8 protein-coding genes and 1 other annotated feature are annotated in these 12,768 nt (G+C 38.0%); all 8 genes read left to right on the forward strand.

The features are described 5' to 3' along the window. The first annotated feature begins 463 nt into the window (after positions 1-463). The 8 genes from ftsH to dnaB all read left to right on the forward strand — a co-directional run bounded on the left by ftsH (position 464) and on the right by dnaB (position 12,455). Complete coding sequence (gene ftsH, locus NBX03_RS04810) at positions 464-2,569, forward strand: ATP-dependent zinc metalloprotease FtsH (protein WP_250229615.1); 2,106 nt, start codon at positions 464-466, stop codon at positions 2,567-2,569. Positions 2,570-2,928: 359 nt separating this feature from the next. After that, positions 2,929-5,199 (forward strand): methyl-accepting chemotaxis protein, encoded by a 2,271-nt coding sequence (locus NBX03_RS04815; protein WP_250229616.1) that lies wholly within the window; start codon positions 2,929-2,931, stop codon positions 5,197-5,199. A gap of 281 nt (positions 5,200-5,480) precedes the next feature. After that, positions 5,481-5,675 (forward strand) — a binding site (T-box leader). A 218-nt stretch (positions 5,676-5,893) separates the two neighbouring features. Next, positions 5,894-7,171 carry a serine--tRNA ligase gene (serS, locus tag NBX03_RS04820; protein WP_250229617.1) on the forward strand — a complete coding sequence of 426 codons (1,278 nt, stop codon included), beginning with the start codon at positions 5,894-5,896 and terminating at the stop codon, positions 7,169-7,171. Positions 7,172-7,373: 202 nt separating this feature from the next. Further along, positions 7,374-8,204, forward strand: a complete 831-nt coding sequence (gene pheA, locus NBX03_RS04825; RefSeq protein WP_250229618.1) for a prephenate dehydratase — start codon at positions 7,374-7,376, stop codon at positions 8,202-8,204. A gap of 36 nt (positions 8,205-8,240) precedes the next feature. Next, positions 8,241-8,555, forward strand: a complete 315-nt coding sequence (locus tag NBX03_RS04830) for a MazG-like family protein (protein ID WP_250229619.1) — start codon at positions 8,241-8,243, stop codon at positions 8,553-8,555. Positions 8,556-8,723: 168 nt separating this feature from the next. Beyond that, on the forward strand, positions 8,724-10,631 hold the full coding sequence (locus NBX03_RS04835; RefSeq protein ID WP_250229620.1) for a DHH family phosphoesterase: 1,908 nt from the start codon (positions 8,724-8,726) through the stop codon (positions 10,629-10,631). A gap of 17 nt (positions 10,632-10,648) precedes the next feature. Then, positions 10,649-11,098 (forward strand): 50S ribosomal protein L9, encoded by a 450-nt coding sequence (gene rplI, locus NBX03_RS04840; protein WP_250229621.1) that lies wholly within the window; start codon positions 10,649-10,651, stop codon positions 11,096-11,098. A 4-nt stretch (positions 11,099-11,102) separates the two neighbouring features. Next, positions 11,103-12,455 (forward strand): replicative DNA helicase, encoded by a 1,353-nt coding sequence (dnaB, locus tag NBX03_RS04845; RefSeq protein ID WP_250229622.1) that lies wholly within the window; start codon positions 11,103-11,105, stop codon positions 12,453-12,455. The last annotated feature ends 313 nt before the right edge of the window (positions 12,456-12,768 follow it).

The following is a 12,768-nucleotide window of genomic DNA, read 5'->3' on the forward strand; positions in this document are numbered from 1 at the left end:
GCTGTGCAGATTGGAATAAAAGCAAATGGACTATATGTGAAGTAATAAATTCTTAAGGAAATAAGTTTAAACGCAAATAAATTTATATTCATGTATAATTTAATTAATTTTAAGGTATTTATAAGCCTGATTGTTGTTATCTTATCTAAACATAATGGATTTAAGTATATAATTGAATGAATAATTTATCATATCTTTGAGTTTTATAAGCCTTTAAAGAATACTTTGGGGCATGTTCCATAGGACTATATTCCTTGCATATTTAATTTTGATATTATATAATTTATAAATGCCCTTATATTTTTATGGCTAGCATAAGGGCGTTTATTAATCTGGAAAGAACTTTTATTAGCCTTAAAGTCTAAGGTTTTTATTTTTTGGCAAATATTATTTAAGAAAATATGGAAACAATTGATTTATAAAGCTATGCTCAAATATTTTATGTGCATAAGGGGGTTATAATATGGATAAAGACAATAATCGAAACAAAAAGCCCGGAGGCTCTAAAAATAACGGTGATTTTAATATATTTAATTTACTTATTTTAGGTCTTGTGTTTACTGTTTTAGTAAACATGGGGGTTAATTCAATTTTTACAAAGAAAATGGAAGAAATAAGCTACGACAGCTTCGTTACTCTTGTGAAGGAAGACCTTATTAAATCCGTTCAGGTAAAAGACGACAGATATTTAATAGAGCTTAAAGAAGATGTTAAGAAGGGTACCGTTGAGGGCATTATATATTCCGGCAGCAAGGACGTAGGAACATTTATCTCTAACCTTATGCTTGAGCAGCTTGAAAAATCCGAAAGCGTTCAGAAAGCTTCGGAAGAAATCATCAATAGGGATATTGACCTTAGAATAGAGCTTATATCTAATTTATCCGTAATACTTGCAAGAAGTGCCGCCATTTCGGATGAACCTATGGAGCCGAAGACATTTTATACAGGGGCTGTGTATTATCCGGAGATCATCGACCTGATGCTTTCAAAAAACGTGAATTTCAGAAGGCCTATCGCTGATACAAACCCTGTTATGACTTTTGTTGTAGATTGGGTTCTGCCCTTTGGCTTTATATATTTTCTTTTCTATTTAGTAATGCGGAGCATGTCAAAGAGAATGGGCAGCGGCGGCAGCGGATTCATGAACATTGGAAAGTCAAGCGCCAAAATGTATAATATGGAAAAGAAAACGGGCATAACCTTTGACGATGTAGCAGGGCAGGAAGAGGCTAAAGAAAGCCTTACAGAAATAATAGACTTTCTTCACCATCCTGAAAAATACGCAGAAATCGGAGCCAAACAGCCTAAAGGTGCTTTACTTGTAGGCCCCCCGGGCACAGGTAAAACCCTTCTTGCGAAAGCTGTTGCAGGAGAAGCAAATGTTCCTTTTTTCTCGCTTACAGGCTCAGAATTCGTTGAAATGTATGTAGGCGTTGGCGCTTCAAGAGTAAGGGACCTTTTTAAAACAGCAAATCAACATGCCCCCTGTATTATATTTATAGATGAGATTGATGCCATCGGGAAATCAAGAGATAACCAAATTGGCGGAAATGATGAAAGAGAACAGACCTTGAACCAGCTTTTATCAGAAATGGACGGGTTTGATACTTCGAAAGGTATTGTTATTCTTGCGGCCACCAACAGGCCTGAAATACTCGACAAGGCTCTTTTAAGGCCGGGCCGCTTTGACAGAAGAGTTATAGTAGAAAAGCCCGACCTTGCCGGAAGAGAAGCCATTCTTCTTGTTCACGCAAGAAAGGTTAAGCTTGACGAGGATGTAAGCCTTAAGCAGATTGCTCTTGCCACAAGCGGAGCCGCCGGAGCGGATTTAGCCAATATGATAAATGAAGCTGCCCTTAGAGCAGTCCGTTTAGGCAGAAACAAAATTAAGCAGGAAGACCTTATGGAAGCCGTTGAAGTAGTAATAGCCGGAAAAGAAAAGAAGGACAGAATCCTTTCAATGAAGGAAAAAAGACTTGTTGCTTTTCATGAGGTAGGCCACGCTTTGGCCGCCGCCCTTCAAAAGAACACCCAGCCTGTTCAGAAAATAACCATCGTTCCAAGGACTATGGGCTCTTTGGGGTATGTTATGCAAATGCCTGAGGAAGAAAAGTTTCTTATGACAAAGGAAGAATTCCTTTCTGAAATAACTGTGCTTTTAGGCGGAAGAGCAGCAGAAGAAATAATGTTTAATACCTCCACCACAGGAGCCTCTAACGATATAGAAAGAGCCACTAAAATGGCAAGGAGCATGGTAGCTCAATACGGAATGAGTGATACCTTCGGGGTTATGGGTCTTGAAAGTATTCAAAGCAGATACCTTGACGGAAGACCCGTTGCCACCTGTTCAAGCGAAACAGAAGCGGAGAGGGATAAAGAAATTAAGAAAATCCTTGATTCCTGCTATGAAAAGGCAGTTACCATTTTAAGAGAAAATAAAGAAGTTATTACTGCCATTGCTGAATTCCTTCTTAAAAAGGAAAGCATATCAGGAGAAGAATTTATGACTATTTTGAAAGAGCAAAAGCCTGATTTTGTTGAAAGAAAGCCGGAAGATAAAAAAGAATAAGATTATGTTAAAAGCCTGATTGATTTCAGGCTTTTTTGTTGTTTATAAAAAACTACGGATTTATAGAATAGGGCAGATAGGTTTATAAGTACCTTTGAACTTACTATGCTGCTTAAAACAGCTTTTACCAAAGCATTTGCTTTAAAAATTTATTCCCTATAAGATGCGTTTACTGTCTTTTATGTTTATTAAGTTTCGTGAAGAAAAATTCATAATAATCATATTTAAAAAATTAAAAGTTATAGAAATTTGTAACAAAATGTTTGCAAATGCTGTAGAAACAATAATAAATATTTGAAATTTTAGGAAATATTGGTATAATGAGTATTAGTTCAAAATTATTATTCTTAGGAGGAAGAATGTTGAGAGGGTTACGAAATGTTAAAATTACTACGAAGCTTACACTTTTAGTATTTGGATTGCTTATTACATTCGGAGGCATCAATGTATTTAATCTTTTGAGCCTTAAACAAGTAGCAGCAGAAAGTATAAACTCACAGTCTAAAATAATAAGCATGATGGATGTAAGCAATAATTGCAACAAATTCTTCTGGGATTTTACTACGGCTATCAGTAAGCTTAAGGATACGGGTCTGTCTGCCGGCGAAAAAGAGGAAGCGAAAGCCTTGGCAGATGAAAAAGGAGAAATTTTCTATGAGGCCCTGCAATCCTATAGACAAATGTTTATTGACGAGCCTGAAGCAAACGCCAAACAGCTTACTTTATACGATACGATGACAAAGGTTTATGCAGAAATAGTAGCCTATAAGGATGCTTTATATGAAGGCAATATAAATGACGCCGCTTTGGAAAGCAATAAGGACCAGCAGCAGATTATAGCTTCTGAAACCCTTACGACAATGCTTAATAACGGTGAATATTATGCTGCCATGAGACAGAGAACCATTGCAGATGCTGAAATAAGAACCGTTATAATTATAATATTAGGTTCTGTGCCTACGATTATCGGTATTATTATAGCATATATCATATCTAAGAATATTTCATCTTCCATTAATGAGATTAAGACATCATCAAAGCTTATCGTTGCGGGAGATTTGGACACAAATATCGGAACCAATTATAAAGATGAAGTTGGAGAAATTTCAAGAGACTATCAGCAGGTAATAGACATTATCAATTCCCTTATTGCAGATATTGAAACCATGGAAATGGAACGCAACAGCGGGAATATTGATTATTTTATCAATCCTGAAAAATACAGCGGAGGCTATAAAAAACTTGCAAATTCCATATACAGCATCGTAAAGGCAACATCAAAAGATATAAATCTTCTGCTTGATGTTTTTAAAGAATTTTCCTCTGGAAATTTCGATGTCGATGTACCGAAGCTTCCAGGCAAGAAGGCCATCGTAAATGAACAGATAGATTCTATGAAAAATAATATAAAAGGCGTTACAGGAGAAATTCTTTATTTAACTGAAAGCGCAAGAAACGGTGACCTTAAAGCAAGAACAAACGATTCGGCTTTCGGCGGAGATTGGAAGAAGATTCTTACTTCTCTTAATGTATTTGTTGATTCTTTGCTTGCGCCTATAACAGACAGTATTACAGTATTACATAGAATTGCAGAAGGTGATTTATCAAAGAGGATAGAAGGCGAGTACTTAGGGGACCATGCGGACATTAAAAACGTGGTTAATCGCATGGCTGAAAACCTCTATAAATATATAAGCGAAATCGGCAGGGTTCTTGATGCGGTTTCCAAAAAAGATTTGACAAAGTCCATAGAGATGGATTTTGTAGGAGATTTTTCAAGGATTAAAGTTTCTATTAATAATATCATTGATAACCTCAATAATACAATGTCGGAGATTCAGAGCCTTGCAAATCAGGTATCCGTAAATACGAGAGAAATTGCAACCTCCAGCGGCTCCCTTGCAGACGGTGCTCAGATACAGTCGGCAGATGTTAATGAAATCGGCATCAGGCTCGGGGAATTTACCCAGAAGGCCAAAAAGAACAGAGACGACTCTGAAACCTCATATAATTTATCGGGAACAGTAAGAGATATGGTATATACAGGCAACCAAAAGATGGACGAAATGCTTTCTGCCATGGACGATATCAATGTTTCCTCAGAAAACATATCCCATATTATTGCCGTTATAGAAGGCATCGCCTTCCAGACAAATATGCTGGCTCTTAACGCTACCGTTGAGGCTGCAAGAGCAGGAGAATACGGAAAAGGCTTTGCGGTAGTTGCCGAAGAAGTAAGAAATCTTGCCAACAGAAGCAAAGCGGCTGCGGAAGAATCTAAAACCCTGATAGACGGCTCCGTTAGCAAGGTGAAGCTGGGTACGGAAATAGCTAAGGCCACAGGAGAAGCATTAGATGAAATTTCCGACAGGATTAAGGAGATTAATGAGCTTACTCAAGGCATAATGAGTTTATCCCATGCCCAGGCGGAGGACATAGATAAAATAAACGGAAGGCTCCAAGCGGTTTCAAATGTTACCCAGGAGACTTCTTCAACCCTTGAAGAGCAAGCGGCCTCCTCGGAGATTCTTTCGAATCTTACAGTTTCATTTGCAAAGCTTGTGGATGAGTTTAAGCTTAGTGATACTGCATCGAAAAATCCTCATGCAATAGACGAAATTAAATTATAAAATAAAAATAAAAGCCTTATTTATAAGGCTTTTATTTTTTATGCTTGCATAATACAGAATAAAATACTATAATAGCTACCATAATATAGTTATATATAAATAAAAGTAAAACAGTAGCATCGTAAATTTGCTTTTCCTTGATTTGATGTCTTTTTAGAGCCTATTTTTACAGCGGAAGAAAAGCAAATTTACTATACGGCTATAGTAAAATAGATTTTTGTTACTACCTTAAGCTATTTTACTATATATCGTCTAGTATGAATATTTATGTTTTCTAATATGAAAATGCGTTTGAGGAAAAATAAGATTGTCCTAGTTTTCAGAGAGCAGGCGTTTGGTGTGAGCCCGCAGCAAAAGCAATCCGTCCAATTTCCAAGCATACGGCAAACCCGTAAGGCAGGTACCTTTATCTACCGTTAGAGTGGCTGTTTTTTTACAGCAATTTGGGTGGCAACACGGAGCTTTTCGTCCCATGGGGATAGAGCTCCTTTTTTATTACAAATTATTAAGGTATTGCGGATTTACTTTTATACTCTGAGAACATATAGTTAATTTGCTTTTATACCAAAGTGAATATTTGGATTAAGGTAATTTAGAATAAGAGAAAAGCAAATTGGCAATGGTACCATTTCATGTTTAATCAAGCATAAAAGCAAATCCGCAGTAAAAAGCAAAATTAATAGGAGGTTTTTATATGATTGATATTCGATTATTAAGAAATGACCCTGAACTTGTGAAAGAGAATATAAGAAAAAAGTTTCAGGAGGATAAGCTTACTCTTGTAGACGAGGTAGTTGAGCTTGATAGGGAGTTCAGAAAGGCAAAAGGCCAGGTTGATGACCTACGCAATAAGAGAACAGTAAAAAGCAAGGAAATCGGCGGGCTTATGGCTAAAGGTCTTAAAGAAGATGCGGAAAAGGCAAAGGCCGAGGTAGTGGAATTTTCAGCAGAGCTTGAAAGGCTTGAAAATCTTTCAAACGAACTTACCCAAAAAATAAAAGAGAAAATGGCCTTTATACCAAATATTATTGATCCAAGCGTTCCTATAGGAAAAGACGACAGTGAAAACGTGGAAACAGCCCGTTATGGAGAGGCTTCAAAGCCTGCCTTTGAAGTTCCTTATCATATTGATATTATGCAAAGGCTTAACGGTGTTGACCTTGACAGCGCCAGAAAGACTACAGGAAGCGGCTTCTATTATTTAAAGGGCGATATTGCAAGGCTTCATTCCGCTATTCTCAGTTATGCAAGAGATTTTATGATAGACAAAGGGTTTACCTATTATATACCGCCTTTTATGATAAGAAGCGAGGTTGTGGCAGGGGTTATGAGCTTTGCGGAAATGGAAAACATGATGTATAAAATAGAGGGGGAGGACCTTTATCTTATAGGCACAAGCGAACATTCCATGATAGGTAAATTTATTGATGAAATATTGCCGGAAGAAGAGCTTCCCCAGGCCCTTACGTCTTATTCTCCCTGCTTTAGAAAAGAAGTAGGCGCTCACGGCATTGAAGAAAGAGGGGTTTACCGTATTCACCAGTTTGAAAAACAAGAAATGATCGTTGTATGCAAGCCGGAAGAAAGCAAGGAATGGTTCGATAAGCTTTATAATTATTCTATTGAATTTTTCCGCTCTCTTGATATTCCTGTTAGAACAATAGAATGCTGTTCAGGAGATTTAGCCGATCTTAAGGTAAAAAGCATAGACGTTGAGGCCTGGTCCCCAAGACAGGAGAAGTATTTTGAAGTAGGAAGCTGCTCAAATCTTGGAGACGCTCAGGCAAGAAGGCTTGGCCTTCGGGTAAAAGGGCAGAACGGCAATTACTTCCCTCATACGTTAAACAATACGGTTGTAGCCCCGCCGAGAATGCTGATTTCCTTCCTTGAAAACAATCTAAATGAAGACGGAAGCGTAAGAATACCGAAGCCTTTAAGAGCCTATATGGGCGGAAAAGAAATTATTGCCTGACAAAATTTAAAATATCTAAAAATAAAGGTATTTGAATTCATTCAAATACCTTTATTAGGCTTTCTGAAAGTGGCTTAAATGAAGGCTGTTTATTAAGATTAACATGCCGTAAGATTAAAATATTATAGATAAAGCCACGCATCTATGGTAATATAGTAACTGTATAAAATTAAACTTTTATGAAATTTGAAGGGGATATCGTATGAAGGTCGGATTTTTAGGCCCAAAAGGGACTTTTACAGAAAAGGCATGTATTTGCTATAATAAAGATGCTGAAAGGATTGCCTATAACACATTCTTTGACGCTCTCTTAGGTGTAGAGGAAGGAGAATGCGACAGGTGCCTTGCCGCTGTAGAAAATTCTACGGAAGGCACAGTAAATACGACCTTGGATCCAATGATATTCGATAGGAATCTATTTATAGAAAAGCTTATTATTCTTCCCATAGAACAGAATATATTGATTAAAAAGGGCACAGACCCAAGTAAAATAAGAAAAATCGTATCCCATCCCCAGGCTCTTGCCCAGTGCCGGATATTTACAAGGGATAATTTTAAAGATGCCTGCGAAGTGACCGTATCAAGCACCGCCGAAGCCGCAAGGCTTACCGCCGGAAGCGATGGGCATATAGCGGCTATTGCGTCCAGTCTTACGGCAGAAATATATGATTTGGATATTTTACATAAATCTGTTCAGGATAACAATACTAATAGAACATCATTTATAGCCGTAACGAAAGAGGATACTTCGGAGCCTAAAGAAGGCTGTATTACAACGATTGCCTTTTCAACTAAAAATGAACCGGGAGAGCTTTATAGGATACTGGATATATTTTCTCTTTGGGACATTAATATGACAAAGATTTTAAGCAGGCCTTGGCGGAATAAGCCGGGAGAATATATTTTTATCGCCGATATTGAGAATAATAATATCGAAGATATAAAAGACGCCCTTGTTATGGTAAAAAGAAAGACAAAGTTTTTTAAAATACTGGGCACTTATCCAATAGAAGATTATACTGTAGGCTTGTAAAGTGACTTATTAAAATATATATTAGAGGGTGAGAATATGTCGGGCTTTTCTGATGGCAAAGAATTGGATATTGCAAGGAATATAAAGCTTATTGAAGAGCTTAAAGGCTCTATTCTTACTGATATTGCAAATCTTTATGTACATATGGCGAAGGCTCATTCCCAAAGAGAGGAAATAGAAGACGATATTGCGGAAGTCATAATAAATACATATTTGCTTTCTTCAAGGCTTGGGCTTAATTGCAGTGATATTGAAGAGCTTGTGGTAAAAAAACTTAAAATCCGTTTGCTTAAGGAGGGAGCTCTTGATTTTGACATCAAAGAGATATTAGATTATTTTGAGGGACAGTAAAAAAAGATTCCTTGTCGATTTGCGTTTACTTTATTTTATGATGTATAGAGATATTTTTGTACAGTCCGAATAAAAGCAAATTGACTATAATTTCTTTTAATATAGTTTAAACCTTAAGCTTCATTTTTAAAGTTATATGCCTTTTGTGAAGGCAGTGGGGGCAATTCAATGAAAAAGAATATTAAAATAGCATTAATTATATTAAGCGTAGTATTGTTTGTAATGGCTTATTTTATGCCTGAGCTTATATATGCAGGCATTATTCTGCTTCTTGTAATATCCATATATGATTCGGCAAAGGAACCATCTGCAGAAGTTTTGCAAAGCACTATGACTTTTGAAGATTTATCCGGTGAATTTGAAGAAGGCAATAAAGCGCCTTCAATCTTAATCAGTAATGACAGCTATTATGAAACAGAGTCTTTTAAAAGGCAGATACGAAAAGAGACCCATGACTCTGCAATAAACCTTCTTGATCCGAATAAAGCAAAACAGAAAATTGATTTTAACTATAAATCCTATGATGTGTTTTGCTGGAATTTAACAAAGGAAATAAAATGCTTTTCTTTTTTTGAAGCAAAAGAGGCAGAGCCTCCTGAGGAGGCGTGCAGAATCGGCAATGTCTGCGTAAGCCTGATATTTATAGATAATTATTTCGATGTGATGGAAACCATAGAGGAATCGAGAAAGCCTCTTGTGATAGCGTTAATAGACAGAAAAATAAATGCCTTTGTACAAAGTGTTGAAGGTGTCGTAAAGAAGTTTGAAAAAGATAGATATATATTTATATTTGACGGAAGCAAACTGGAAGCCATTAAACAGAAGAAATTTTATATATTAGACCAAATCAGGGAAATCGATATGGGCAATAAGGTTCCCATAACCCTCAGCATCGGCATCGGAATAAACGGCAGAAGCCTCCACCACAATATGGAATATGCCAGAGCGGCAATTGACCTCGCCTTAGGCAGAGGAGGCGACCAGGCCCTTATAAAAGACGGAGAAAATTATCAGTTCTTCGGGGGAAAAGCAAGAGAAATAGAAATCAACAGCGGCGTAAGGGCCAGAGTAAAGGCCTACGCCATGACGGAGCTTATTAACGAATGCAGCGACGTTTTAATCATGGGCCATAGAAATGCCGACCTTGACTGCCTTGGGGCAGGAGTAGGCATCTATCGGATTGTATCCGACCACGGTAAAAAAGCCCATATCGTTCTTAATGATGTTTCCACGAGTATAAAGGGCATGTATGATAAGCTGATGGAAATATCCTGCTACAGGGAAGGCTGCTTCATTACGGGAGAAGAGGCTCTTGAAAAAATCGGGTATAATACCTTGCTCGTCGTAGTAGACAGCCACAGGCCCAGTATTTTAGAATGCCCGGAGCTTATAGAGCGCTCCCATAAAACGGTGGTTATAGACCACCACAGAAAAGGTGCGGAGTTTGTTAAAAATCCGGTTTTAACTTATCATGAGCCTTATGCTTCTTCCACCTGCGAGTTGATAACGGATATGCTCCGATACCTTAATTTAAAAATACAGCTTAGTGCTACGGAAGCCGATGCTCTTCTTGCAGGGATAACCGTAGATACTAAAAATTACGTTATAAAAACAGGCACGAAAACCTTTGAAGCCGCAGCCTATTTAAAACGAAGCGGTGCAGATACCATCAGAGTAAGAATGGTAATGCAAAACGATATGGAATCTTATAAGGCTAAGGCCATGGCGGTTAATAACGCCAAAATATTCATGGAAAACATCGCTATTGCCGTATGCCCTGCTTATGTGGAAAACCCCGAGCTTACGACAGCCCAAATATCCGATGATCTCCTGAATATAACAGGCATAGAAGCTTCCTTCGCCGTATATTTTGACCATGCAGGAGAAAAGGTCCATATCAGTGCCAGAAGCCTTGGCGGAATCAATGTTCAGCGGATTATGGAGAAAATGGGCGGCGGCGGCCACCAGACGGCGGCAGGAACCCAGATTGTATCAGAGGACATGGAAGAAGTTATGGAAAGACTGGAAGAAAGCATAGAAAGCTATTTAAATTCAAATAAAATCGAGAAAATATAGAAAGAGGGTAGTGATTCATGAAGGTTATTTTACTTGAAGATATAAAAGGGGTAGGCAAAAAAGGAGAAATCCTCGAAGCAAGCGAAGGTTATGCAAGAAATTTCCTCCTTCCGAGAAAGCTTGCCATAGAAGCAAACAAACAAAATGTTTTAGAACTTGAAGCAAAGAAAAAATCTGAGGAAAACAAAAGACAGGCAGAGCTTGATGCTGCCCGGGAAATGAAAGAAATCCTTGAAAACCTGTCTATTGATTTATATGTAAAGGCCGGAGAAAGCGGAAAGCTTTTCGGTTCCGTTACAAATAAGGAAATAGCTCAGGCTCTTGAAGAACAGAAAAATATACAAATAGACAGAAAGAAAATAAGCATCAGGAACATAAAATCCGTAGGAGAAGAAAAGGCGGATATTAAGCTTCATCCGAAAGTTTCGGCCCAGCTTAAATTAAATATTTTAGGTCTTAAGGATTGATACTATGTTTTCAGCTCAGCAGGATAATAAAGACAGTATATACGGCACGAGGATTCTGCCTAACGATATAGAGGCGGAACAGGCTGTGCTCGGTTCTATGTTTTTCGGAAGCGACGCCGTAAGCACGGCTTATGAGTCTTTAAAGCCGGAAGATTTTTACCGTGGAGACAACAGGGCCATATTTGAAGCCATGATTGAGCTTTTCATGAACAATATTCCCGTAGACCTTGTTACTCTGAAGGATAAGCTTGACGAAAAAGGTCTTACGGAGCAGGTTGGGGGAAAGCAATATCTTGTTGTGCTTGCAGGGGCTGTTTCCACCTCTGCCAATTTAAGCCATTATATAAAAATCATTGAAAAGAAATCCACCCTTAGAAAGCTGATACAGGCTTCCACTGATATTTCAAAGGATAGCTACGACGGCACTAAGGAACTTGAGGAAATAATTGAAAATGCTGAAAAAAGCATATTCAATATTGTTCAGAACAGAAACAGCGGCGATTTTTCTTCTATCAATGAAATACTTATAGATTCCGTCAGTAAAATTGAAGAGGTATATATTAATAAAGGCAATGTCTCAGGCATTGCCACAGGCTTTATTGACTTTGATAATAAAACGGCGGGGCTTCAGCCTTCCGACCTGGTACTGATAGCTGCAAGGCCCTCTATGGGAAAAACAGCCTTTGCCCTTAATATCGCCCAAAATGTTTCTGTGAGAAAGGGCTTAAGTACGGCTATTTTCAGCTTGGAAATGAGTAAAGCCCAGCTTGTTTCAAGACTTTTATGCGCGGAAGCGATGATAGACAGCCATAAATTAAGAACAGGAGACCTTGCGCCGGAGGATTGGGAGAAGATTGCAGAAGCTATAGGACCTCTGGGAAGCGCTCCCATTTACATAGACGATACCCCGGGCATCAGCATATCGGAGCTTAGGGCGAAATGCCGAAGGCTCAAGATGGAAAAGGGCCTTGATTTAATCATGATAGACTATCTTCAGTTAATGAGCGGCAGCAGAAAAAACGAATCAAGACAGCAGGAAATTTCAGAAATATCCCGAAGCCTTAAAGCCGTTGCAAGGGAAATGAATGCTCCTGTTATTGCTCTGAGCCAGCTAAGCCGTGCCTGTGAAACAAGAACCGACCACAGACCCATGCTTTCAGACTTGAGAGAATCGGGAGCCATAGAGCAGGATGCCGACCTTGTGGCCTTTATCTATAGAGATGAATATTACCACCCGGATACGGAAAAAAAGGGCCAGGCAGAAGTTATTATTTCAAAGCAGAGAAACGGTCCCACAGGAACTGTGGATTTACTCTATCTTGATAATTATACTAAATTTGTAAATATTCAAAGATAAATTTAAAAGCAATATTAAATATAAGCCAAGCGCCGGTAGAGGAATCCGAAAGGTATTATCGGGTCTTGGCTTAATTGATTTATGGCAAAGATTTTGTTTTCAAGATATAGTATAGTAAAATAATTTAATTACAGGAACAAAACCTTATCTTCACGCAGATTCAACAATGCGTTTTAGAAAAATACAATAATTCATATTTTGTGAAACTGCCTTTATTTGATTTTATATATTGAAAGCTTCCTTATCTATTACGGTATAAAGGCAATTTCATCATATTTTCAAATAAAATCCGTGCCTTTGGGTCTATAGTGAA

Source organism: Anaeropeptidivorans aminofermentans, assembly GCF_940670685.1.
Classification (GTDB): domain Bacteria; phylum Bacillota; class Clostridia; order Lachnospirales; family UBA5962; genus Anaeropeptidivorans; species Anaeropeptidivorans aminofermentans.